The organism is Pedobacter caeni (genome assembly GCF_900129215.1).
GTDB lineage: Bacteria > Bacteroidota > Bacteroidia > Sphingobacteriales > Sphingobacteriaceae > Pedobacter > Pedobacter caeni.
Genome location: NZ_FQUQ01000002.1, coordinates 1,163,607 through 1,189,765 on the forward strand (window position 1 = coordinate 1,163,607; position 26,159 = coordinate 1,189,765).

The following is a 26,159-nucleotide window of genomic DNA, read 5'->3' on the forward strand; positions in this document are numbered from 1 at the left end:
CTATAATCGGGTAAGGTATTCCTTCGGGGGAACACCATAGGCGGTTTTAAATTGTTCAATCAGGTGTGAAGGGCTGAAGAAATTATACTGATCTGAAATTTCTGAAATGGTATATTGACCTGTTTCCAGCATTTCCTTTGCAAAAGAGAGCTTATTGCTGAGGAAAAAACTATTGGGACTTACGCCGGTGATTTTCTTGAAGAGCTTTTTATATTTTGTTTCCGACATCATCGCCCGAGCAGCAAGATCAGCTATTCCGGGGAAAGAGTTTTCAATGTTTTCGATTAGGAAAGCCTGTGAATTTACGATATTGACCAGGTCTTCGGCAATGACCTGCCCGATGATGATCTCCTGATTGATGAGCTGGTCCATGTAGTCTCCAATCAGTCCATATACAGTTCCGGTTACAAAAACATCATACAGCGGACCTTCAGGAGAAGCTTTTTGTAATTCGTTCATGAGCCACCAGGCCTGATTGCTCATCCGGTCAAAACGCACAATGGTGTTCAACTTTGGGTTGAATATTGACTCTACGATCTGTTGATGTTGAGGGATATTGGAAATGTATTGTTTCAGTGCAGTTTTTTTTATGAAAATGGCAATCATATAACTGGTACAGCCTGATTTTACCTGAAAATCCCCATTCATCTCTGCATCAAATATGGCCAGATTATAGCCCCAGCGTCCGGCTGTTCTGGAGACCTTATCCATGATATGGATAGACTCCCCCTCGGTGAGGTTGAAATAAAGCCCTACAAAGTCGGTTCTGGTATTTCTAAGTTTAAAGATGACGTCCCTTCGGTAAGTAACATCAATAATAAAGGCCGTTAAATCCTCGTTGATGGGGAGTATATAACGATTTCCAGGTCGGACTTCATCGGGAATCCGAATGCAGTTTCCTTCCACATAACCATCTAATTGAGCGGCTAAATCTGCTACCCAATCCAATTCTACACCATATTGGTGAACAACTTCCTTCATTCAAGAGTACGATTAAGTTTTTGCAGGTGTCAAATTAACCTTTACGCAAATATAGCGATATGTTTTTCCGAATAATGTATGTTTGTCGAAGATACAAACCAGTGAAATTAAATTTAATATGACTATAGAAGCAGCTATTGAGGAAATAAAAAAGTTTTGGAACGATGAAGAAGAATTGCCTTTTGGATTATCGGATAATAGTGCACACGTGGAGAGACTGGAAAAAGAGTTTGGCCGGGCTTTGCCGGAAGACCTGAAAAAATATGTCAGCAGTTTTGCGCCTTCAGAGGATTTTTATTTCCTTACTGCTGGTAATCCAACGGTGATGTATGGCATTGATAATTTAAAGTATGTTCAGGATGGATACAATTACGATTCTTCATCGAAATCAGAACTGGAAGACTGGGATAAAGGTTCTTTCATTTTTGCCGATGAGGGCGCAGATCCAATCCTGATCAATATGGATGCGCCGGAACACGGTATTCTGAGACTGGAACATGGAGCTGGAAATTGGGACTACGGAGATGTGGTTGCTGATGATTTTGCACAGTTTCTGCTTTGTAGTGCAGCTTTACATCATGCACTGAGCAATTTTGAGGAGGATGGAATCGTTGATGATGATAACGGATTCTGTTTGGCAAAGAATGCTGCAAAATGGTACTTCCCGAAAATGAAGAAATGGGCAGGTGATCATTACGAAATCTGGTGTGGTGTATTTGAAAATAACTAAAGAAAAAATATTGAGAAAATTGAAGAGGCCTGGAGGAAAAGGAATGTTACTGGTCCTGTTGTTTGTTGGACTGGCTACCTACGGACAAAATACAAATCAGAAAAAAGAACTTTTATACCTGGTAAACGGTACGCAGAAAATAGAAGTTAACCCGGAATTGTTTTCAATTGTGGTTGTAGATGTGGATGGAAAGCGGTATCCGGTTTCCGCTCCGCTTCAAAAAGAAGTATTGAGCGGATTGGTGTCTGCTGGAAAAGGAGCATCATGGAGTTATCCTGATAAAGGGATTCAGGTAGCGCTTGAATTGCATCCTGAATACTTAGAGGTAAGCATAAAAGCAAGTAAAACCACGGAGTTTACATGGCCTGTGTTGAAAGGGAAAATAGACGCGCTGACGATTCCAATGCATCAGGGGAAATATATTCCTGCGAAGGATTCCTTATGGATCAGTCATCTGACCAAAACGGGCCCCTTAAGTGGAAGCCAGGATTTGTCTATGCAATTCTTTGCAGCAAATATGGGAGGTAAAGCATTGGTTTATGTGATCAGGAATATGTTCAACAACGAGTTGAACTTTGCGAACAATAAGGGGACATTGGGATTGAGCTTTAACCATGAGTTTCCAGCCACCGTATCTGATAAACAGTATGGTTTCAGAATTTACCTGACTGCAAACAGTACGACAGCCATTGCGAAGACTTATAAAAAATATGTAGAAGAAAAAGGAAACATCATTACGCTGGAGCAAAAAGCAGCGGATAATCCCAATATCAGGAAATTATATGGCGCGCCTCATATCTACGTATGGAATGATAAATTCCTGGTGTCAAATGATGTGCTCAACTGGAAGTTGTTTAAAAAAATGATTCTGGAGCAATTGCGGGATAAGTCAATGAACCCTACGAAAAATATGTTCAGACAGTTTTCAAAGGGAGAGTCAGGAAGGGAATTTGAAAACCAGCTCAATGAATTTGTAAAAGAAGAATTTATCACAAAGTACCAGAAAAATGGATTGACCCAGGCCATAAATGAAATCTTGCTGCGGAAGGAATTTTATAATGGATTGGCCTGGAGCAATAAAAAGCTGAGTAAAGAGGCTTTAGGCCTGATCGCTAAAGGTGTTGATCAACTCAACGCACCGGAACTTTACCGCTTAAATAAACTGTTACTGATTGCCGCATATCCTGAGGTTTTTCGTCCGGTAGCCGATTGGGGAGGAGCACAGCCCAAAATGCTGGATGAAATGGAGGCTGCGGGAATAAAAAAAGCATGGTTGGGCTTAAATGACTGGATGCCTGCTGAAATTCATCCTGAGTTTGTAACCCGGGCAGTAGCAAAAGGATATTTAATCGGTCCTTATGATTCCTATCATAGCATCCATCAACCCGGAAAAGAAGGCTGGATTACCGCAAAGTTTTCTGATACTACCTTGTTTACCAATGCCTTTGTAATGAATAAAAATGGAAAGCCCTCTTTGGGTTTTCTGGGAAAAGGACGAAAGCTCAATCCAACCTTGTCGATGCCGGCGGTAAAAAACAGGATGACAGAAGTAATGGGTAATACAGGCAAAGTATTCAATTCCTGGTTTATTGATTGTGATGCCACAGGGGAAAGTCTGGATGATTACACACCTGGAAGAATGACCAGTCAGGAGGAAGACATCAAAGCACGTTTGCAAAGAATGGCCTGGATCAGGGATACTTATCAGCTGGTTATTGGTTCAGAGGTAGGAAATGATTTTGCTGCGGGTGTTATTGCCTATGGTCATGGAATGACTACACCTGTGATTGCCTGGAATGATCCGGACATGAGAAAAAACAAAACATCAAAATATTACATCGGAGGGTATTTCTCCAATAATGGAGCTGTTCCTGATCGTTATGGAATGCAGGCCGCGTTGAAAGAAGAGTATCGTTATCTTTACTATGATAACCGTTTTAATATTCCTTTATTTCAACTGGTGTATAACAACGCCGTGATCACTTCTCACCATTGGGAATGGGGGAGCTTGAAAGTGCCTTCAGAACTGAAAAACACAGAACTAAAGGAAATCTTATTTAATGTTCCGCCATTATATCACCTCAATGATGACAGCTGGTTGAAGTTTAAGGAAGTCATCGCGAAACATGTAAAAGTGTTTTCAAAAACACATGAAATTGCAGTCAAATCAGAGATGAGTACATTCGACTGGCTGACTGCAGATCGCCAGGTTCAAAAAACGACTTTCGGTAATCAGATCGAGGTGATCGCGAATTTTGGAAAGGTTTCTTTTACTTACAAGAACCAGGTAATTCTTCCGCAGACACTGATCATTCATGATTTAATTGGCAATAATTTTGATGTGTACAAGCCTTAACCGGATATTTAAAACTGATCATATGGCAAAATACGACGACGCTTCCTGGCATTATGGGGGCGATTTCCCGAAAGACCTCCCGCAAATAAATGGGGCAACCCATATCGGAATGTCTGAATATCAAAAAGACAAAAAACATGCTTGATCAGGATAGCCTTTACCGGGTAGAAAACTCCTGGAGCAATTATGATCTGATCAAATCAAGGATGGATCACCGCTTTGAGTAATGGAAAAATTTTAATCTGAAATAACCCTTAATTATGCTTGCTAAATTACAACAGCTTCAACAGGAAATCTATCGTTATACCACTGCTGAAGGCAAAACATATTTTCCTGGCTATTCTCCAAAACTTTCTTTTTATCAGATTGGCGAACTATTCGATGTCTCTTTTTATGGAGATGGTTATGATGATGATCCGAATACGCTGATGTCTGAAATCAGCGATGGATATAACTTTGCATTTTGTAGATTGCTGGATGTACTGACCTCGCAGGAATATGCGGATCAGCTCATTTCCATTAGTTTTGATGGGCCGGATGAAGGAGCCAACGGGACCAAGAGCTGGGATTTTACAAGGCTTACCAATTCTGGTGTAAGCTTTCCTCAGCTCAAAAGTTTTAAAGTTAAGCTTACCGATCCCGGAGATCATAACCTGAATATTATAGAGGGTAGTGGAGAGGAAGGAGAAGAAATGATTGCGAAATTGATTTCTAAAATGCCGGTACTGGAAGAGTTGGTATTACCTTCCGCGCCCGGGAAATCTTTTTTTGAGATTGGGGAACATCCTTTAAAACACTTAACCCTGCAGGCCGGATACGGACATCAGCATTTCATTGAAAATTTAGCGAATAGCAACAATTTTAAAGGTTTAAAAAGCCTGGATTATTCGGATATGATGGATTTATATGATCTTCCCGAGGATGAATTTACGCCTTTTCATAGTTATGCTGCATTGTTTGTTTCCACTGCATTACTTCCTGTGCGGCATATCAAACTGAGGAATACGAAACTTAGCCAGGAACAGTTGTTTGAGCTGCAGAAATTGAACGACATACAGTTTTTATATATTGATGTTCATGGCGGACGCTATGTAAGTCATATGATGAGGCAGGCGTAGATTTTTTATCCTATCATTGATCTTTATGAAGATGGAAGTGCTGAACTTGCAATAAGGGCACGTTTATTGAATAACAAATAATTCAGCTATTTCTTATGCAACGAATTCTAGTAAAAACAGGTTTATTTTTCTTGTTGTTCTCTCCCTGTGGTTTATATGCCCAGAATGTTAGCAATATCGCTACTCAGCAAACGGTTGAAAGTGACACCTCGGCGCAGAAAGATCTGATCGATGTGGCCAGGTCATTGTTTAAGATAAAGCCAAAGGAAATCAAGGAAGAAAGGGGTAAAAAGATATATTTTTCTATACTCCCGGTAAGTAGTACTGTTCCTGGTGGAAGTGGCCGTGCATTGGTTACCAGTACCACTGCAGCCATGTACCTGGGACCAAGAAAGACCACAAACTTATCTTCTGTTACGTTTACTCCTTACTGGAATCTGGAAAGCCGCTTTGGTTTGCCCTTGCGCAGCACCATATGGTTACCTGATAATAAATGGGTCATTCAGGGAGATACCCGTTTTCTGGTTTACCCGCAATATACCTGGGGATTGGGAAGCAAGGCCTTACAACCAGAGCCCGCTTTAGTTGATTACAAGTATATTCGTTTCTACCAAAGTGCGTTGAAACAGATCAGACCTTATTTCTTTGCAGGATTGGGTTATAACCTGGATTACCATTTTAATATAAAAAATGAAGATCCGAATGTAAATCTGAAACAGTATACAAACTATGAATACGGAACGGGTAGTAACTCTTTTTCTTCGGGTATCACCTTTAATTTACTTTACGATACCAGGAACAATTCTATTAATCCACTTCCAGGGATGTATGGCAACCTGGTTTATCGGGTGAATCCCAAATTTTTGGGAAGCAATGATTCATGGAGTTCATTGTACCTGGATGTTAGAAAGTATCTTTCTATGAATCCATCCAAACCTGATCAGCAGAATACCCTGGCCTTCTGGACTTACCTCTGGACGACTCTTGGAAATAAAACTCCTTATCTTGATTTGCCCAGTATCGGCTGGGATCCCGCTAACCGGTCGGGTAGGGGGATAGACCAGAACCGTTACCGTGGGAGATCCTTATTTTATCTGGAAAGTGAATACCGGAGGGACATTACCAATAATGGTTTGTTAGGCTTTGTAGTGTTTGCAAATGTCAATACCGTTAGTGGTTCGGGCGATATGTTTAGCTCCTGGAAACCTGCTGTCGGTACGGGACTTCGTGTAAAATTCAATAAGAGTTCGAATACTAATATTGGCGTTGATTATGGGATGAGCAAAGGCTACAACAGTTTTAGCTTTAGTCTTGGGGAAGCTTTTTAAGATTCTTGCCTTTGCGGCTTCCTTGTGAAAAAAGGAATTCCTGAACCTCGTTTTAAATGGTCATTTATATATATTAAAAACCCGTGTTTTGAATTTCAAAACACGGGTTTTTAACATGAAACGATTCAATGATTTAATACCCTGGGTTCTGAGTATAGTTAGGGTTTGCCATTTGATTTGCCGGAATTGGGAAAATCAGGTATTTAGGATCGTCGGTTGGTTTTTCCTGCCATGGCGTTAAGAACTTACCGAAGCGAATCAGATCCTGTCTTCTTACACCTTCCCAGAAGAACTCACGACCACGTTCATCCAGCAATTGATCCAGTGATACACTGCCCCAGGATGAGGCACCCCGGGTTGTCCTCACCTGGTTAACTAATGGTAAGGCCAGTGCAGCCTGTCCGGTTCTCAGTAAGGCTTCTGCTTTCATCAACAATACATCTGAATAGCGGTAAAATACCCAGTCATTATCAGGAAATCCTGAGGAATTGTTTTTATAATCAATTGGATATTTGATCACACGGATTCCCGCATTTTCGAGCCTTTTCTGATCACGCTCAATGATGTTTACATCAGGAGTAAAGATCAGGTTTTCTCCCAGACGATTTTTGATCAATACGCCATCTTTGTTTACCTGCTGACCAACCAGAAAGCCCACACGGACACCGGATACATCTGTTACTCCGGCATATGCCCCACCTCTGCGTGAGTCTGAAGCCTCAAATTTATTGTAAAAATCGGAAAGGGTACAGAAACCGTTATTTCCACTAGGACTTTGGTTATAGTGCAAAGGAGCTACCCACATGGCATTTAAGCCACCTGCATCTATACCCCCTAAGTTTTTGCTGGTAAATATGTTTTCTTTAGACAGTAGGTCATTTGTAGGCGCGAAATTATCGAAGTAATTTGGGCTAAGAGAGAATTTTCCTCCGGCAATGATCTCATCCGCCAGTGCAATGACTTTGGCCATATCTGCGGGATCAAATGTTGGTGCCGCACGATTTAAAAATGCGCCCTTGTTGAGGTAGGATTTCATGAGTAACATCTTTGCCGCATCTTTAGTCGCTCCAGTGATTGGGGAGGTAGGAAGTGAAGGTAGAATTTCATTTATTTCGGCAATCAGATAAGCTACTGCTTCAGGTGCTTTTCTAACCCTTGCGGATTGGGTGACATCTTCTCCCGGATCCCGATAAGGTACCTGATTCCATCCATCCAGAATAGAGAATTGAGAAAAGGCACGGAGAAAACGAGCTTCTGCCGCTTGCTGTGGTGTTGGACTAAATTGCAATATATTGGTAGCTGCGTAATTTACCCCATTTAAATCGCGGTATACTGAATGGATGCGTGTATGATCTGCCGCCCATCGGTGAAGATGCAAAGCTCTCCATGCTCCGTTATCATCCCAATCTCCACCACGGGTAGGTACGATGGCTTCATCAGTTGGAAATTCTTGTAATGCCCACCAACCGTAAGGACCCTGATAGCCAGCGCGCATAGAATTATAAGCACCATTTAGCAGTGCGGGTACATTGGCAGAACCGACACCTACCGGTGTAATTTGCCCATTAAGTTTTTCATCTAATTTTGTACATGCCGTGAATGATAGTGACACTGTCATCAAAGCAATTATATAGTTGTTTTTCATGTTCCGAATATTTAAATTAAAGAGAAAAGTTAACCCCAAAATTGAAGGTTCTGGCTGTTGGATATGGGACATATTCTATGCCGGCAGAAGGAATTCCGTTGATACTTTTATCGGTATTTACCTCCGGATCAAATCCAGAATACTTAGTCATTACAAAAAGATTCTGTCCGTTCACATAGACATTTAGTCCTTTTATGGTCTTTCCTATATTTCCTACATTATAATTAAGGGTTGCATTCGCTAGTTTTAAATAATTTCCTTTTTCAATATAGCGGGAAGAGGCTGCAATGGGATTTGCTAATGATTCTTTTATGGAAGAGTTTAACAATGCTGAAGCTATGTTTCTCGTTCCCAGATTGGTAATTGGTAATACAGAATTAGCGGTGTTGTTGTAAATATCCTGCCCGAACGATCCGTTAAAGTTTAATCCCAATGTTAACTTCTTGTATCTGAAATCAGTACTGATACCAAGAATAACGCTAGGATTAGGGTTGCCCACATAGTAATAGGTATAGCCGTCGTCTGTATATTTAGAGAAGCCATTTGCATCCAGGCCTTCATAGCGTCGGGTAACCATTGCAAACATTGGTAATCCCTTCTGGATTACTTCTAAGGTCACATCGCTCAGCCCTTGTCCGTTTAAAGCTCCGGTATTAATGAAGGTAGGGAAATCTGTTACTTTGTTTTTGAGAAAGGTGGCGTTTCCTCCCAAGGACCACGAAAAATCTGTCTGGTCTATGATGCTGCCATTTAGAGTCAGCTCAATCCCCTTATTCAGGATGGTGCCTGGTAAATTGAACCAGGTAACTGAACCATCCTTTGCTGCAGGATATTCAGGAGTTTTTGGAAATAAAAGATCGGTTGTTTTTTTTCTGAACAGATCGATTGAACCCTTAAGCCTCCCTTTAAAAAAGCCGAAATCAGCACCGATATTCATTTGTTCATCTGCTTGCCACTTCAGTTTTTTGTTTTCATTATTGATGATGTTTAAGGTTGGTCCACCCTGATCATAACCAAAGGCAAAACGTCGTTGCGAAGAACCTGAGGGGAATTCCTGATTTCCGGTTTTACCATATCCTACCCTAACTTTCAACTGATCCAGCCATTCTACATTTGAAAGAAAATCTTCATTCCTCATGTTCCAGGCGGCAGAGAAAGAGGGGAAATATCCATATCTGTTGTCGGAACCAAAGCGGGTAGAACCATCGGCACGTATGGTTGCTGTCAACAGATACTTACCAGCATAATTAAAGATGGCACGGGCAAAATACGATTGCAGTTCAGTAGTGGGATCGTTGAAGGAGCTCATCCTTCTGTTATTTGTAGGAGTTGCCTGCAGAACATCTGTATAATCTACTGGGATGTCGCCAAATCCGCTGGCACTCATATTTGTTCCTTTGTTGACGAAATTGGAGTATTCGTAACCAATGATGGCGTTTAGATTCAGTTTTGATGCGATTTCTTTATTGAAATTCAACGTATTGGTGAATTGTTGGGTAAGGACTTCACTGTTTGAATAACTCGCGTATCCTCCAGGAAAATTATCCGCAGGCTTTGCCTGAACACCTTCTATATTAATAAAGCTGCGGGTCGAGCTTCTCCTCACGCCAGAACTGTAATTAAGACTCACCAGCATACGGTATTCTAACCAAGGGGTAATCTTGTAATAAGGGGAAATACTTCCCAAGATAGAAGATACTTTAGATTTATCACTGTAGGCTTCAGACATAGCAAGCGGATTAATGATCCTGCCATTTTCTATGAACAATGAGCCATCAGGATTTTTTAAAGGCCGTGTTGGATTCCATGTTAAAGCCTGACTGATTAAACTGCCTGTGAATCCGGCATCATTGGTAATCGGGGCAATGTTCTCGCCATACTGGCTACTGATCATGGTTACGTCCATTCCCAGCTTTTTACTGTCCAGAAATTTGAAGTTGCCATTAAAGGAAGCCGTATATTTTTTGAGGTCTGTTTTCCGGATAATTCCCTGTTGATCCTGGTACCCAAAAGAGGCACGATAAGTATTGGCATCGTTCCCGCCACTCAACCCGACAGAATAATTCTGGTTGTAAGCACTACGCATAATGGCATCCATAGCGTTTACATTGCTTCCATAATCACCTGAAGTCAAGCCGTATTTGCTCAATGCAGAGCGGTATTCATCTCCATCTAAAACATCAAGCTGATTCATGATATTACTCACGCCTGTTGAGGCATTAACATCTAGTTTCATTGCGCCGCTCGCACCTCTTTTTGTGGTGATCAGAACCACTCCAAAAGCCGCTCTGGATCCATAAATTGCAGTTGCAGAAGCGTCCTTTAAGATTTCCATTGTTGCAATATCACTGGGATTGATAAAACTCAGTGGGTTTCCTCCGGGCGCGGCACCAATGCCTCCTCCGGGAGAAGCTTTAACTCCACCAACCGAAGCCGGACTGGCACTTGGTCTTGCTGAATTCCCCGAAAGGGCAACTCCATCTACTACATATAAGGGTTGCCCACTTCCTGTAACGGCAGTATTTCCCCGGATTTTTACTGTAGTGGCACCACCAGGCTGCCCACTGTTATTGATCATCTGGACACCGGCAACTTTACCCTGCATCAACTGATCCGGGGCGATGAGCGGACCCTTGTTGAAATCCTTTGCAGAGATGGTGGCCACAGCACCGGTAAGGTCACTTTTCTTCACTGAGCCATAACCGACAACGGTCACTTCACTGAGTTCATTACCTTGTGCGAGCACTGCATTCAGGATTTTTTTTCCATCAATGTCCAGGGTTAGCGTTTGCATTCCCACATAGCTGAAAGTTAGCTTTTTTCCATCTGCGGGTACATTTATGGCATATTTGCCATTGGCATCAGTTAGCGTTCTAACGCTTTTTCCCTCAACAGAAACGGTTACTCCAATGAGGGTGGTATTCTCTTTGTCGGTCACCGTTCCGGTCACCACAGATTGGGCATAGGCAGTGACACAGGATACCAGTAGAATAAAAAGAGACATCGCTGCTTTTTGCAGCGTCTGTAAACCGGGTCTGTTTTTTAAAACGACTCCGGAATTTCTGAGTAAAAAATTGCTTGTCATAATTGGTTAGGTATGGTTAGGTATTAGGATTTTAGGACAGGAAATCAATGGCGTTTTACCCAGGCTAAATTTTGGCCTTTTATAGGTGTAATATTTGGTTTGTCAGGCGGGTGCCCTTAACCTAAGATAGTTTATAATTTGATAAAGTCCAATTTTCTTGGAATTTGAGCAAATAGTTGAGCTTTAGGTTTGTTGAATTGTAGCAGAGAGAATATTTTTATGATATTATTTTAGGAAAAATGAAATTAATATCCATCTTAAGCATTCTCACTTTGTGCTGAAGGAGTGATGAAAAATCAGATAAAACGACTGATGGGCTGGATGACCGCCAGGGAATTCCCTGCGGATAGTAAAATTCCTTCAGAGGTAAACATCAGGATTTCTAAGAAAAACACAAATGAACTTCATTTAACTGAAATGAAGATGTTGTTGCGAATTTTATTTCAAACAACTGTGTGCCAATAATATTGTGTATGGTATTGTTGAGAATAATTGGTATTTTATGTTGAAAATCTAAACCTATTTTTAACATCATCCACCACTATGAAAAAAATCAACCTACTCCTCATTGCCCTGCTATTTCTGGGCTCAGAACTGACATTTGCACAAAAAAAGACCATTACCGGAACGGTGACTGATGCAGCCACCAAAGAAACTTTAATTGGTGTATCTGTATACATCAAAGGAAGTAAACTGGGAACGAGCACCAATTCAGGCGGACAGTTCTCGATTGAAGGGCTGCCGACAGACCAATTGGTGTTCAGTTACACAGGATATAAATCGGTTACCCTGCCGGTTGGAACGAATACCACATTTCAGGTCAGTATGGAAGGCAATACCGCCCAGCTGGATGAAGTCGTGCTCATCGGAACACGATCTGCGGGACGGGTAAAGCTCGAAACCGCAGTTCCTGTAGATATTGTGAACGTCAGTAAAACTGCAGCTACAACCGGCCGGCTGGAACTTACTGATATCTTAAATTATGCTGCTCCTTCATTTAATTATAACAAACAATCCGGCTCTGATGGCGCGGATCATGTGGAACTGGGTACATTGAGAGGATTAGGGCCAGATCAGACCCTGGTACTGGTGAATGGTAAACGTCGTCATTCCACAGCCTTCGTATCTGTATTTGGAACAAGGGGCAGAGGGAATTCAGGAGTAGACCTCAGTACGATTCCGACTGCAGCAATCGAGCGGGTCGAAATACTCCGCGACGGAGCTTCGGCACAGTATGGTTCTGATGCGATCGCAGGAGTAATCAACCTGGTCCTGAAAAAAACGGTAGATGAGTTTACCGCCAATATCGGCTATTCGGGATATTATGATCCTGCCTTTAACAGTAAAAAAAGCGTGGCTGCTGCTCAATATCCTCATGGGAACACGATTGATGGAAATGCTTTTACTTTTGATGCCAATTATGGGCTGAAAATCGGAAAATCAGGGTTCCTTAACCTGAGCGGCGATTATTCCAAAAGTGGAAAGACCTATCGTCAGACAAAGGATACGGCAACTGCCAATCCTAAAGCATTACCCTTAAATACACCAAGAAGAGCAAATGGCGACGGCTCGTCGGAAGGAGGAACGATCTTTTTTAACAGTGAGATCCCGACAAGTGCCAGAACTACCTTTTATAGTTTTGGCGGTTATAGTTATAAAGGGTCGGAAGCTTATGCATTTACCCGTAATTTCTCGTCCAGACCGGAACGTTTTCCTACCAATGGGACCAGCATCATTCCGGTGTCAGGGATCATTGTAAACACTCCTGATGGAGAATCTTATTACAATCCACTTATTGAAACACACATTAAAGACCTTGCTTTCGCCGCAGGGCTAAAAGGAAGCTTTGGCAAGGACTGGAACTGGGACCTGAGCAACAATACCGGAAACAATGATTTTCATTTTTATGGTAAGAAAACTTTCAATGCTTCATTAGGTGCTGATAAAACTTCTTTTGATGATGGTGGGTCTGAATTTTTACAGAATACAACAAACTTGAATTTCAGCAAGCGTTTTGATCAGGTCCTTTCCGGATTTAACCTGGGTTTTGGTGCAGAATACAGGTATGAGCGCTATAAGATCTCTGCCGGGGAAGAGGCTTCCTATAAAAATTATGATCCTGCCGGAGTTAAAGCTGCGGGTTCACAAGGTTTTCCTGGTTTTCAACCAGCTGATGCTGCAAATTCCAACAGATCGGTATTCGGAGCTTTTGTAGATTTCGAATTGGATGCAACAGATAAATGGCTGATTAATTTTGCTAACCGACTGGAGCATTACAGTGATTTTGGCTATAATTTCAGTACTAAGTTTGCTACCCGTTATAAGATCACCGATAATTTTAACATTCGTGGTTCGGTAGGTACCGGATTCCGTGCTCCATCACTTCAACAGATCAACTACAGCTCTACCTTTACCAATGTGCAGGGTGCTGTCATTTCTGAAGTGAAAATTGCTCCTAATAGCAGTCCAATTACCAAAGCCGCGGGAATCCCGAACCTTAAACAGGAAACTTCAAAAAATGCAGGATTGGGCTTTACCTTTAAACCTGTTCCGGAATTTAGCATTACGGTAGATGGTTATATCATCAATGTAAAAGACCGGGTGGTACTGTCCGGACAGTTTAGTGCAACAGATGAAACACTTGATCCTTCATTTACCGATGCATTAAAAGCATTGAGGGTAGGTACTGCACAGTTTTTTGCCAATGCAGTGAACACCACTAACCGTGGTTTGGATGTGGTCCTGGACTATAATAAAACGATCGGCGACAACCGCTACAGACTTTTATTTACAGGAAACTTTCAAAGCATGGACATCGATAAGGTAAATTATCCGACCATTTTGGGCAGAACAGAAGCCCTAAAAGAAACCTTCCTGAGCTCAAGGGAAAAGAAATTCATTTTAGCTTCTGCACCTAAAACTAAGTTCTCATTGAATCCGGAATATGGATACCAGGACCTGACTGTTGGGTTGCGTTTTACCTATTTCGGAAAAGTTGATATCTATGGGTATGGCGATGGAACCGGAACTTCACCTGTAGTACCAAAAGATGATGGTTCCGGTTCAGTTGCCGATCTTTACAACTACAGTGGTAAAATGGTCAGTGATGTTTACTTCTCTTATAAACTGAATAAATATGCCCGGATCTCTTTGGGTGCTGATAACCTGTTCAATGTACATCCGGATCTTGCTTATCTTCCGGGAGCCAAAGGATGGGCCTATAACAATGAACCTGCCGGACCATTTGATGCTGTACAGATGGGCGGAAATGGAAGGCGCTTTTTTGCAAGAATCGGCTTTAACTTTTAAATAAAACCATCAGGAAGACCAGCGCCAGATCAGTTATCTGAAATGGTGCTGGTCTTTTTCTTTAGCCCATTTTTCCAAGGAGCCAGCGCAGAGAGGCCAGATGTTCCAGATCATGACTGCAAAGGAAGTGGAGTAGAGAACGAAGCGTAATGTTCCCATAGCCTTCAAAATACGCTGGTCTGTTCCATTGCTCATCATCAATTGCTTCAATCATTGCTATGGTCTTTTTTCTTGCTTCCTGAAAGGCCGTAATCGTTTCCTTTAAATCAGCGTTTTTGTAATCTCTCTGAATGGCCAGTTCATACCCTGCAACTGAAGCTAATTCGGGGTTGTTTTCGGTTAGGATGGCCTGTATCCGCTGATGATATCCATCAGTTTCTATATCTCTGATGTGACAGATCTGTTCAATTGCTGAAAATCTCTCCCCGGGAATGCCATCCCAGGTCTCGGGAACCCAGGTCAGTTGTTCCTGTTTAAATAACAATAAGGTGTTTTCTATTTCATTGGATTGACTGGAGAGCGATGAGAATAATTGTTTCATAATTTCAGGAATGAGGAGGGTAATTTGCGCTTTAAATTTATCGGTTATAATTAAGAAGAGGAACCGATTGTGGAATGATGACCAAGGATTTACAATTAAAACTGAACCCGATCGTTATAAATCTTTCACGAAGAAATGATCCATAAAACGCTTTCCCTGATTTCCATTTGTCTCCTGCTGGGTTTTACCGCTGCAGCACAGGATCCGGCAGCTATCTCCAGGTTTCCCATCGCTGAAGCAAAGGCTTTTTTAAAAAAGAAGAACATGGATACCTCAATATGTATCCTTGTAGATATGCGTATTCATTCTGGTAAGAACCGCTTGTTTGTATGGGACTTTAAGAAAAAGGAGGTGGTCATAGCTGGTCTTTGTGCACATGGAGTAGGAGGAGGAAGCACGGCCAATAAACCCGTGTTTAGCAATGCGATTGGAAGCAATTGTACTTCTCCCGGAAAATATCGTATCGGAAAACGTGGATATAGCAATTGGGGAATCCATGTGAATTATAAAATGCATGGTCTTGAAAAGAGCAATGACAATGCTTATAAAAGGATTGTCGTTCTTCACTCTTATTCCCCTGTCCCAGATCATGAAATTTATCCGGCTACTTTATTCGGACAAAGTGCCGGCTGTCCTGTCCTTGCTGATGCGGTGATGAGAAAGGTTGATCAGTTGTTGAAGAAAAAGAGTAAACCTGTTTTGCTTTGGATTTATAACTGATCACAATCTGGGATGCCAGGGCTTGCTGTTGCATAAAAAACCTTCAGCAGCAATAGCTACTGAAGGTTTCATACAGACCGAATGAATTTTTAGGATGAGTTAGTTATAAGATTTGACGATTATCTGCCAGGATAAATGCTGGTCATATATAAGGCGTCGTTTGCTGAAATGGTAGTGTTGTTCGCTGCAATAGTTACATTGTTAGTTGTAAATTGAGCCTGAACAGGGTAGTGCATGATTGAGGCTTTGTCGTAAGCTGTATAGTTCAATCCTGTTCTTGAAGAAACCGCAAGCACATTGTAATCTACCTGAGCTTTAGTCCAATAGTTTGGTGCGCCCATATAGTAATTGTAAACAGCTTGTGTATTCCATGGAATATTGGCATCAGGGTGTGACTGCTCGTGGTTCAGACCTAAAGCATGGCCAAATTCGTGGGTTACTGTTCTTCTGAATTCTGTATCGCTGGTATTGTTGTTGAACCAGCCATAGTTCATAGAAACGGTTTTATTTTTGGTATCTGTTCCTATGTAAGACCAGGACCCCCCTGCATCAAAAGCAACTTTAATATCTGCTGCGGCATTGTCTGCAACAAACTGAAAAGTAAGGTTGGCATAAGTTTCCCAGCTTTTGGCATATTGCTGAACTTTAGACCTTACATAAGCTGTTCCTCCGCTAAATCTAACTTTGATGGTACTTCCATTAGGCCAGACTTTGTTGGCCGGCCCGTTAGATTCTGTGACAGGTTTACCATCAGGTGAATCTACCTTCATTTCACATGAAAAAGGAGCGTTTGATTCTGTTTTTGCTACCGGATTCTCTTCCTGAATGGCGTTGTCAGTGTTTTTTTTACAGCCTGCCATGATTAAAAGCGTAGCTGCAATGAACAATAGGTTTTTTGTAATTTTCATAAATTGGTTTGTTTTTCGGTCGGTATTAAGTTCAATATATGGTAATTTTCTTGATACATTTGCCAATTTGATATATTTTTTTGTCAACAATTCAAAATTTTAACAAATTGGGAAAGCCGTATTCTTTTCCCTAATTTAGTAATTCAATGTCTATGCGCTCCCGATCTATGAATGTTCTAAAATTAACAGCTGTTTTCTTTTTTCTATGTTGGGGTGTTTTTTCCGGAAGGGCACAACACCTGAAACCTGGCTTTGATAAGGCCGAATACAGAGAGCTGATTTATTTGTCGTCCACCTCATTTGAAGCACCCTCAAAAGCAAAACTTATTCCTAAACCGGAACATTCTAAATTGGCTTATCAAAGTAAATCCATCGGATTGGACAATGCCTGGGAATTGTGGATGAAGGACCGGACCACCGCAGTGTTGTGCATCAGGGGTTCTACTGCAAAGAGCGAAAGCTGGCTGGCAAATCTGTATGCGGCAATGGTTCCTGCAAAAGGAGAACTGAATATTGATGCTCAGCATACCTTTAAATATGAGTTGTCGGCAGATCCTAAAGCAGCTGTTCCTGCCGGCTTCCTGATCAGCACTGCTTTTATCGCAGAAGATATGCTGCCCAAAATAGATTCCTGTTATCAGTCAGGCATGAGGGATTTTATCATCATGGGACATAGCCAGGGAGGGGCGATTGGTTATTTGCTTACCGCGCATCTATACAGTTTACAAAAACAAGGTCGTTTGGCTTCAGATATCCGTTTTAAAACCTATTGTAGTGCAGCCCCAAAACCAGGAAACTTATATTTTGCCTATAGTTACGAATCTGTAACGCAGGATGGCTGGGCATACAATGTGATCAATGCAGCCGACTGGGTGCCTCAAACCCCCTTTTCAGTGCAGATGCTGGATGATTTTCCGGAAATAAGTCCGGTTCCCCTGATCGAGGGTATGATTAAAAAACAATCTTTTTTCAAAAGGTTAATCCTCAATATGATGTATAACAAAGTGCGGAATCCTTCCCGAAAAGTCGTGAAGCGCTATCAGAAATTGTTAGGAGAGGAGATGGCGAAAAGAATAAAGACTTATTTGCCGGATTATGAGGCTCCTGCATATTATAACAGCAGCAATTATGTCCGGACAGGAACTTCAGTTATCCTGTATCCAAAGCCGGGTTATGATCAGAAATTTCCAAATTTCCTCCTTATCTATACTTGCTCAATCAGGAATAAACAGGGAAGTTTATAGTAATTATATTCATTTTATATCCGAAATTGGCCTGCACATCGCATTGTTATTAAAATATGAATGGGCAATAAAGTCATCAGGTTCGTTTTCTTTGGTAATTATTTTGTGGGGCTGCTGGCGGTGGCACTTACGCTGGAAGCCACTCAGCAACTCAGGTTACCTTATAATTCCCTGAATTATTACCTGTTGTTATTCCTGGCACCAACGATCTACTATACTTATGCTTATCATAAGATTTCTGCTCAGCCTTCCCCGAATAACCCAAGGAGCCAATGGTATTTTAAGCATAAAGTATTCATCAGCTGGAGTCAGGGAATCCTTTTTACATTGTGTATTGCTTTAGCCTTGAGGCTACTCTATGTAAACTATTCCAATATTCTGAACCTGCCCGGCAGCTACTGGATGGCAATTGGAATTATTGTCCTTGCGGGGGGCTTATATTACCGGCTGCTGCCAAAGTCCTTCCTGAACTTCGATTTACGGAATACCGGTTGGTTAAAAGCTTTTGTAATTGGCTTTGTATGGGCCTGCTGTGCAAATGTGCTGCCACTGATTATGCTGAAAATAGAGACAGGAATCGGTTATCATGATCCACTTTTATGGACCTGGTTATTCATCAAAAACTGGATGTTCTGCACGGTGAATGCCATTTTATTCGACATCAAGGATTATCCTACCGATGCAAATAAACACCTGAAAACATTTGTGGTCAGGTTTGGTTTAAGACGGACCATATTTTATATCCTGATCCCTTTACTGATCATTGGCATGATCTCGCTTTTTATATTTGCCGGATATAAAGGTTTTGGTCCCATCCCAACTTTATTGAACATCCTCCCTTTCCTCCTGACGATTTATATCGCTTATTCCATGCGCAGGAGGAAGAATATTTTATATTACCTGATGGTGATTGACGGACTGATTTTGTTTAAAGCCATTTGTGGAGTTATTGGCATGCAATTCATGCCGCTATGACGAATAACTACGATCATATCGCCAATTACTATGACAGGCTGAGCCGCATGGTCTTTTTTAAATCTCAGGTGAATGCCCAGATTGATCAGCTGAAATATATTCCCAAAAACAGCAGGGTTTTAATTGTCGGGGGAGGAACCGGATGGATTCTGGAAGAGCTGGCCAAAGTCCAGCCTGCCGGATTACATATCGTTTATGTGGAGATATCGGCAAATATGATTGCCCTTTCCAGGAATAGAAATCCGGGAACTAACCGGGTTGATTTTATAAATCAGGGGATTGAAAATTTTTCTTCTTCAATAAGTTTTGACGTGATGCTAACCCCGTTTTTGTTTGATAACTTTTCAGCACAAAGAGCTGGTACGGTGTTTAATCAGCTGGATCTTTTGCTGAAAGAAAATGGTCTCTGGCTGTTTGTGGATTTTAGTCTCAATGAGCAAAAAGGAAGGTGGTGGAAATCAGCCTTTCTCAAAGTGATGTATGTCTTTTTTAAGCTCATCGGAATTGTAGAAGCATCGGAACTGATCAATATGGATTCTTATTTTAAAAATGCCGCTTATCAGGAAATTGCAGGTAAAGGTTATTATGGAGGCTTCATCCAAGGCTTCGTTTACCGTAAAGGGAATAAAATTTCTTAAATTAGCAGAAATTAATCCGTGCTATCTATACTTTTATGAACAAACTTAATTTTCTCCTTTCCGTCCTGTTGTTTTTTTGTTTGAATGCCGTTGCACAGGTCCCGGCTGATACCACCTATTATATTAAAAAAAATGTTGGTTATGTTAAGAACAAAGACAGCGCAGATTACAAGCGTGTGGTAACTGCATCCAAATCCGGAAACGGTATATATCAGGTGAATGATTACTATATGAATGGGAAGAAGAAGAGCATAGGCCAGACGAGAATGGATAAACGGATGATCTATGAAGGGCCTTATGTTTCTTATTATCAAAATGGAAATAAGGAGAAAGAAGGTAATTATGTTAATGATGAACTGGAAGGTGAGGTGACTACTTATTATCCGAATGGGAAGTTGTATACCACTATAGTTTACAAAAAGGAAGGCACACCTGTTCAGAGATCTGAGTACATCAAAACGGTCAAAGATATGAAAGGAAAAAATCTAGTCGTTAATGGTAAAGGTAAGTATCTTATTTATGGTGATGATTTTAAGGAGGTTACAGATGAAGGGAGTGTGAGTGATGGGGTGTATGACGGAATCTGGACTGGAAAAAATACCGGAGAAAAGTCGACCTATTCTGAAACCTATGCTAATGGAAAGTTGATTTCCGGAAAAAGCATTGATGATAAAGGGAAAAGCTATGATTATACTGAACTACTGGTATCTCCTGAGTTTGTGGGGGGCCAGAAGGCGCTTTCCTTATTTCTGGGGAGGAACATTAAGTATCCTTCAAAATGTCAGGAAGAGGGAATTCAGGGAACGGTACTCTTGTCATTCAAGGTGCTTAAAACCGGAGAGGTTATCAACGTGAGGGTCACAAAGAAAGTTCATCCGGAGCTGGATAGAGAGGCTTTAAGAGTGGTAAAACGTAGTCCGCTCTGGAAAACAGGGTATTACAGAGGTGTTCCCAGCGATTTACTCTGCAACCTTCCGGTAAGGTTTGTATTGGATTAACTCAAAAATTATAGCCATACCTTAGGGCTGGTATTTAAAGAATTTAGTTTATGACAACCAGCAATGATTTGAAAAAAACATCCGGTCGCGTAGAAGAGCTGACAGCTGAATACTTTGCTTTTCTGGACCAGCATTTAGCTGACCTGGTTTCGGGTAAATCAACAGAGATGATGGAATTGAGCGAGATCTCTAAAGAACTTTGTGTTTCCCATCAGCACCTGATCGCAGTGATCCAGCAAAGCAGCGGAAATCATCCATGTCATTTTTACGACTTTAAAATCCTGGAGCTGGCCAGGCAGCTCCTTAAAGATACTGCTTTACCAGTTGCAGAAATTGCCCGCCGACTGACCTACGATCCGTCTAATTTCTCTAAATTCTTCAAAAAGTATTCAGGAGAAACACCCGGACAGTTCAGAAAAAAAACTTCGGCACTGAAAAAACCGAAAAGTTCACCATAATGTAGCCTTTTCTTCTTCAGACCTTTACATCAGTCTTAACTTAAAAAAAACATGATGTCTAGAAATGATTTAAAAGGAAAAGTGGTACTGATTGCCGGAGGTGCCAAAAATCTGGGGGGCTTACTGAGCCTTGATTTTGCAAAAAAAGGAGCCAAAGTGGTAATTCATTATAATAGCGACAGCACAAAGGAAGATGCCGAAAAAACCCTGTCGGAAATTCATGCAATTGGTGCAGAAGCGATCCTGATACAAGGTGACCTGACGGTTCCTGCCAATGTAACGAAGCTTTTTGAAGAGGCTATAGCAAAGTTTGGAGGTATTGATATCGCCATTAATACAGTTGGTATGGTCCTTAAAAAGCCATTTTCAGAAACGACTGAAGCCGAATACGATGTGATGTTTGGGGTCAATTCCAAATCTGCTTATTTCTTCCTTCAGGAAGCAGGCAAGAAAATCAATGACAATGGTAAAATTTGTACGATTGTGACTTCATTACTCGCTGCATATACTGGTTTATATTCTACTTATGCAGGAGCAAAAGCCCCGGTAGAACATTTTACCCGTGCGGCTTCCAAAGAGTTCGGGGAAAGAGGGATTTCTGTTACGGCTGTTGCCCCCGGACCAATGGATACCCCTTTCTTTTACGGGCAGGAGTCCAGTGATGCGGTTGCTTATCATAAATCAGCCTCAGCATTGGGTGGTTTAACGGACATTCGGGATATTGCCCCGTTGGTTGAATTTTTAGTCACCGATGGCTGGTGGATTACCGGACAGACCATTTTTGCAAACGGTGGGTATACAACAAGATAATACAATAAAAGTGAGAAGGTAATACAATGAAACAGAGGCAGGATAACCTGTCTCTGTTTTTTGCATAAATAATTGTCATAATTAAAAAGATGATGGTTATTTTTAAGGATGCCTGAAAATACAGATCAGTTTTACAATGATTTACCTGCCAACCGCATGTCACTTGCTGACCTCTTAGTAAAGGCAGAATTGTTTCATGATATCCCGGCCGACTGGCACGTGATCATTACGGACATTAAAAAGTCTACTCAGGCGGTTAGGGATGGGCTGCATGAAACTGTAAACCTGATCGCCACAGGAAGTATCGTAACGGTCTTGAACTTAGCTTTCAGGTCCGGAGTTACTGTCCCCTTCTTTTTTGGTGGAGATGGCGCCACATTTATTGTTCCTCCTTCTATTGTAGAGCATGCCATGAGGGGCCTGATACTGTACCAGTCCAATACTTTTGATAATTTTAGCCTTGAACTCCGCGTTGGAACAGTGCCTGTGCAACAGATTTATAAGGAAGGTTATGAATTGAACATCAGTAAACTTAGTCTTTCTGAAGCCTTCTCTATTCCTGTAGTCCTGGGAAAAGGATTGAGCTTTGCCGAACAATTGATCAAAGCAGAAGACTATCTCTTTGCCACAACACTGGGTCCTGCTGAAGAATTGGACCTGAGCGGCATGCAATGTCGCTGGGATAAAATCGATCCGCCTGAAAACAGCCAGGAAATCGTAACGCTATTGGTCGTTGCGGGAGAAGGCAGACCCCCTGCTCAGGTCTTTAGCCGGGTAATGCGTCAGATTGATGAGATTTATGGTCCTCCACAAAAACGACAGCCGATTTCTGTAGCCAAACTTAAGTTAAAGTCAAGCTTTGACAGACTGAGTGTGGAAATGCGCGCCAGAATCGGAAAGATCCGCTTTCTGGAGCTCCTGAAAAGCTGGTTGATTAACCTGTATGGCTATATTTATTTTCAAACTGAAAGTGGTAAAAATTACCTGAATAAGCTGGTGGAAATGTCAGACACGCTGGTGATCGATGGGAGAATAAATACAGTGATCACCGGCAATGAATCCCAACGTTTGGTACTGTTAAAGGTACTGGATCAATTTGAAGCTGCGGGAGATATTTTATATGGCATTCACATTAGCGGCGATTCCGTAATGTCCTGTTATGTACGCGACCTTAAAGATGGTCATATTCATTTTGTAGATGGAGCGGAGGGTGGATATACACAGGCCGCCCGTCAGCTGAAAGCAAAACTCATTTCTTCTAAAAATAACACATCATCCTGATCTTTATGGAAAGAAAGAAACAGGAGCCTCATCTGATAGCGGCTCCTGTTTAGTGTATACATTACAACCGGCGACGCTCTTCTGCATTGCCTGTGTTTTTATCTCCGGATTTTGCTGTGCTGTTTCCGAAGTGATAACTGATACTCAGTAGTGCAAAACGGTTCAGTTGAAAATTGGTGAAGGTCTGTTTAATGTTGTTTACCGTTGTGGTGATTGCCGGGGCACTACTCATGAACACATCATTAAAAGTAAGCGCAAGGTCTACTTTCTTTTTAAAAGCAGAAGCTTTCATCCCAAGATCAAGTTTATAATAACTGTCTGTTCTGCTGATGTGATCTACTTCAGGGAACTGGTACCAGAAGTTGACCGCTGCGGCTAAAGTTTTTTGTTCATTCAGGTAAATGTTATTGTTGCTGGCCAGGTATAGACCAAAACCTTTAACATCTTTAATGTTACTCATTTTAGATTTCGCATGGGTATAAGAAAGGGTCACCTGGTTATTATTGTCTAACCAGGAAGTTAGTGGAATGGACAGGTTTTCTGAGATGCCGTAGCGATAGGTTTTGATGAAGTTTAATGGAGTGGTATATACGATATTGGTCCCTGCATCGGCAAGGATCACATTGCTGAACCCATTGTCTGTCATGTTAAAGAACAGTGAGGAGCTAAGTATGTTTTTATAGCTATGGGATACTTCGAAATTACTGTTGTATTCCGGTTGAAGATAGGGGTTACCTTGTCCATAGCTATAAGCAGTATATAATGATTTATAAGGATTCAGATTCCAGAACGTCGGACGGTTGATGCGTCTGCCAAAGTTAAAAGCCAGGCTGTGGTTTATGCTTGGCTGATAACCAATGGATAATGAAGGGAAGAATTTAACGTAATCATTGGTCGTGTTCTGTTTAAGGATATGAGAATAACCTTTTGTTTGTGTCAGTTCTGTACGGAGGCCGATTTTGTACTTCCATTGATTGTGGTCTACGTTCATGCTTGCATAGAGTGATTGGGTATTCTCCTTATAATCAAATTCATTGCTCAGTCCCGGATTATAAATCAACTCATTCTGAGTGTTTTTGTTATAATAAAAGGCATTGCTGTAATTGTCAATGAAACTGACCTTTCCGCCAAAAGCAAACTGCGCAAAACGAGTGGGCAGGATGGCATCCGCTTTAAAAGTATAGATGTTGATGTTTTGTTTATTGGTATCGTAGAACCTGGTATTTCCGGAAGGATTTGGGCTTCCGTCCGGTCTGTAGCTCTTGCTGTCAAAATTCGAAACATCCGTACGGTAATGGTTAAAATAATCTGCGTTCAATAGCAGTTTTCTGCCGCTGGTATCAAAATTGATCACACTGTGAAGGTTGATCGCGTTGATTCTTGAAATCGGATAATAGGTAGCAAGTGTTCTGATGCTGGAATCCAGTGTATTGGTTTCAGGCGTAGTAAAGGTATTGTAGACATGGTCGAAACCTTCATAAGTATTCTTTCCGCCCATATAATTTAAACCTATGGATGCTTTCGGACTGAGTTTGTAATCCAGCCCTGCTTCATAACTGAGGTTGCGGTATTTATAGTCGCCGGTATCGGATTGCATCCAGGCTTGTTTAGGGTAGCTTAAATTGGTGCGGAAGCCTTCCAAAAGGTGAGAACGGTCAAAATTAATACCTGCGCGGGCAGATAATTTATTGGAATTGTAACTGATGTCTCCTGCAATATTTCCGGCCTGATAGCCCCGGGTATTGTAGACTTTGGCCGGATTATGCAGCCATCGTTTTCCACTGGTCTGGATATTGACCTGATAACCTTGCTGGTTACTTTTTTTCATCACAATGTTGATCAGCCCGGCATTTCCTTCGGCATCGTAATTTGCTCCCGGATTCTTAATGAGTTCTATCCTGGAGATTTGTCCGGCAGGGATGGTTTTCAGGTAACGGGTAAGCTCAATGCCGGATAGTTGTACGATCTGGTCGTTGATCATTACCCTTACATTGCCTTTTCCGGCGATGCCAACAGAGCCATCACTGATTTTTATGCCTGGAACTTTACTGAGGGCATTTAAAGCATCAGTACCGGTGGCAGTGATGCTGGTGGCGACATTATAAACCAGTTTGTCGGAATTGTTTTTGACAGTTGATTTAACTGCGATGATTTGGATTTCTTTTAGGTTCGTGTCAATTTGCGCATGAAGATGGACATGGAGCATCATCAGTGCAAGCAAAGCAAGTAATTGTTTCAAAGTTTAATTTGGTTTTAGGTTTCAAAAATGGCTTGGTGTGTAGGCGCAATTTACCATAATTCCAATTAAACTTTCTTTAAAAAAGAGGGAATTGCTTCATGAAGCAAAAATCAACCTCAAAAATGTGTAATATTTTAGGGATAAAAGGTGACGCAACCAATAGAGAGGTCGTATATGGCGGGGATAATTTTTATTTCCCCGGCATCTGCATATTGCCTGATGATACTACTCTGTTCTAATATCTGTTGCACAGAGCGGTATACATTAAGTACCGCTACTTTATTGACGAAAGATTCATTTTCACCACTGCGATCTTCATTTTCAGTCAGTTCCTGTGGGATGCTGATCTTTACCTCTCTTAACAAACCGGAAAGGTTTTCGATCATCACATGGTTGCAGGCACTTTTTACGGCACCGCAACCGGTATGCCCCATCACCAGGATCAGTTTGGCTCCTGCCACAAGAACGGTGTATTCCAGTGAACCCAGGACGTGTTGGGAGACCACATTTCCCGCCACACGGATATTGAAAATATCACCAATGCTTTGGTCGAAGATCAGTTCTGCAGGAACCCTTGAATCCATACAGCTCAATATGGCTGCAAATGGTTTGGGTTCATCCTTTGTTTCCTGTACCTTTTGCAATAAGTCAGGACGGGCACAATGTCCTTTTTGGAAGCGTTCGTGTCCGTCCCTGAGTAAATGCAGGGCCAGGTCGGGGGTTATCCTCAGAGCTGGTCCGGGATTGAATTCCATGAGCTGGAGTTGTTTATTGAGCATGTCCATGTTTTGTCGT

General features: G+C 41.6%; 21 protein-coding genes. 14 read left to right on the forward strand and 7 right to left on the reverse strand.

Annotation, left to right across the window (positions count from 1 at the left end):
- Positions 1-981 (reverse strand): helix-turn-helix domain-containing protein, encoded by a 981-nt coding sequence (locus BUC20_RS12425; RefSeq protein ID WP_073231243.1) that lies wholly within the window; start codon positions 979-981, stop codon positions 1-3.
- Between the two features lie 118 nt (positions 982-1,099).
- Between BUC20_RS12425 and BUC20_RS12430 the strand changes: the two genes are divergently transcribed.
- The 5 genes from BUC20_RS12430 (at position 1,100) to BUC20_RS12445 (ending at position 6,513) form a co-directional block, all read left to right on the forward strand.
- Entirely contained in the window at positions 1,100-1,711 is a 612-nt protein-coding gene (locus BUC20_RS12430) for an SMI1/KNR4 family protein (RefSeq protein WP_073231244.1), read from the forward strand.
- A 10-nt stretch (positions 1,712-1,721) separates the two neighbouring features.
- A complete protein-coding gene (locus tag BUC20_RS12435; protein ID WP_143166774.1) occupies positions 1,722-4,067 on the forward strand; it encodes a glycoside hydrolase in 2,346 nt (781 codons plus the stop codon).
- A 22-nt stretch (positions 4,068-4,089) separates the two neighbouring features.
- A complete protein-coding gene (locus tag BUC20_RS34280) occupies positions 4,090-4,212 on the forward strand; it encodes a DUF7832 domain-containing protein (protein ID WP_262497415.1) in 123 nt (40 codons plus the stop codon).
- A gap of 115 nt (positions 4,213-4,327) precedes the next feature.
- Entirely contained in the window at positions 4,328-5,185 is an 858-nt protein-coding gene (locus BUC20_RS12440) for a hypothetical protein (protein WP_073231246.1), read from the forward strand.
- Between the two features lie 95 nt (positions 5,186-5,280).
- Positions 5,281-6,513, forward strand: a complete 1,233-nt coding sequence (locus BUC20_RS12445; RefSeq protein WP_073231248.1) for a BamA/TamA family outer membrane protein — start codon at positions 5,281-5,283, stop codon at positions 6,511-6,513.
- 133 nt (positions 6,514-6,646) lie between these two features.
- On the opposite strand, the gene BUC20_RS12450 is transcribed toward BUC20_RS12445, so the two are convergent.
- Positions 6,647-8,158 (reverse strand): RagB/SusD family nutrient uptake outer membrane protein, encoded by a 1,512-nt coding sequence (locus BUC20_RS12450; protein ID WP_073231250.1) that lies wholly within the window; start codon positions 8,156-8,158, stop codon positions 6,647-6,649.
- Between the two features lie 16 nt (positions 8,159-8,174).
- Entirely contained in the window at positions 8,175-11,243 is a 3,069-nt protein-coding gene (locus BUC20_RS12455; RefSeq protein WP_073231252.1) for a SusC/RagA family TonB-linked outer membrane protein, read from the reverse strand.
- A 543-nt stretch (positions 11,244-11,786) separates the two neighbouring features.
- Here BUC20_RS12455 and BUC20_RS12460 point away from each other — a divergent pair.
- A complete protein-coding gene (locus BUC20_RS12460) occupies positions 11,787-14,552 on the forward strand; it encodes a TonB-dependent receptor (RefSeq protein WP_073231254.1) in 2,766 nt (921 codons plus the stop codon).
- 61 nt (positions 14,553-14,613) lie between these two features.
- Here BUC20_RS12460 and BUC20_RS12465 read toward each other — a convergent pair whose 3' ends face one another.
- The gene (locus tag BUC20_RS12465; RefSeq protein WP_073231256.1) at positions 14,614-15,093 is read right to left on the reverse strand and encodes a DinB family protein; all 480 of its coding nucleotides are present in this window, start codon (positions 15,091-15,093) and stop codon (positions 14,614-14,616) included.
- A gap of 135 nt (positions 15,094-15,228) precedes the next feature.
- On the opposite strand from BUC20_RS12465, the gene BUC20_RS12470 reads away from it, so the two are divergent.
- Positions 15,229-15,813 (forward strand): murein L,D-transpeptidase catalytic domain-containing protein, encoded by a 585-nt coding sequence (locus BUC20_RS12470; RefSeq protein WP_073231258.1) that lies wholly within the window; start codon positions 15,229-15,231, stop codon positions 15,811-15,813.
- 119 nt (positions 15,814-15,932) lie between these two features.
- Here the strand turns inward: BUC20_RS12470 and BUC20_RS12475 are convergent, their stop codons facing one another.
- Entirely contained in the window at positions 15,933-16,721 is a 789-nt protein-coding gene (locus BUC20_RS12475) for a M12 family metallopeptidase (RefSeq protein WP_143166775.1), read from the reverse strand.
- Positions 16,722-16,888: 167 nt separating this feature from the next.
- Between BUC20_RS12475 and BUC20_RS12480 the strand changes: the two genes are divergently transcribed.
- The 7 genes from BUC20_RS12480 (at position 16,889) to BUC20_RS12510 (ending at position 23,125) form a co-directional block, all read left to right on the forward strand.
- Positions 16,889-17,965 (forward strand): lipase family protein, encoded by a 1,077-nt coding sequence (locus BUC20_RS12480; protein ID WP_073231262.1) that lies wholly within the window; start codon positions 16,889-16,891, stop codon positions 17,963-17,965.
- A 60-nt stretch (positions 17,966-18,025) separates the two neighbouring features.
- A complete protein-coding gene (locus BUC20_RS12485) occupies positions 18,026-18,940 on the forward strand; it encodes a UbiA prenyltransferase family protein (RefSeq protein ID WP_073231264.1) in 915 nt (304 codons plus the stop codon).
- Positions 18,937-19,578 carry a class I SAM-dependent methyltransferase gene (locus tag BUC20_RS12490; protein WP_073231266.1) on the forward strand — a complete coding sequence of 214 codons (642 nt, stop codon included), beginning with the start codon at positions 18,937-18,939 and terminating at the stop codon, positions 19,576-19,578. The genes BUC20_RS12485 and BUC20_RS12490 overlap by 4 nt, the downstream gene beginning before the upstream one ends.
- A 35-nt stretch (positions 19,579-19,613) precedes the next feature.
- Positions 19,614-20,576, forward strand: a complete 963-nt coding sequence (locus tag BUC20_RS12495) for a TonB family protein (protein ID WP_073231268.1) — start codon at positions 19,614-19,616, stop codon at positions 20,574-20,576.
- A gap of 50 nt (positions 20,577-20,626) precedes the next feature.
- Positions 20,627-21,034: a helix-turn-helix domain-containing protein gene (locus tag BUC20_RS12500; protein WP_073231270.1), complete on the forward strand. Its 408-nt coding sequence runs from the start codon at positions 20,627-20,629 to the stop codon at positions 21,032-21,034.
- 51 nt (positions 21,035-21,085) lie between these two features.
- Entirely contained in the window at positions 21,086-21,844 is a 759-nt protein-coding gene (locus BUC20_RS12505; protein WP_234994510.1) for an SDR family oxidoreductase, read from the forward strand.
- Positions 21,845-21,952: 108 nt separating this feature from the next.
- Positions 21,953-23,125: a DUF3095 domain-containing protein gene (locus BUC20_RS12510; RefSeq protein WP_073231274.1), complete on the forward strand. Its 1,173-nt coding sequence runs from the start codon at positions 21,953-21,955 to the stop codon at positions 23,123-23,125.
- 61 nt (positions 23,126-23,186) lie between these two features.
- Here the strand turns inward: BUC20_RS12510 and BUC20_RS12515 are convergent, their stop codons facing one another.
- A complete protein-coding gene (locus tag BUC20_RS12515) occupies positions 23,187-25,364 on the reverse strand; it encodes an outer membrane beta-barrel family protein (RefSeq protein ID WP_073231276.1) in 2,178 nt (725 codons plus the stop codon).
- 134 nt (positions 25,365-25,498) lie between these two features.
- A complete protein-coding gene (locus BUC20_RS12520) occupies positions 25,499-26,149 on the reverse strand; it encodes a carbonic anhydrase (protein WP_234994511.1) in 651 nt (216 codons plus the stop codon).
- Positions 26,150-26,159 lie beyond the last annotated feature (10 nt).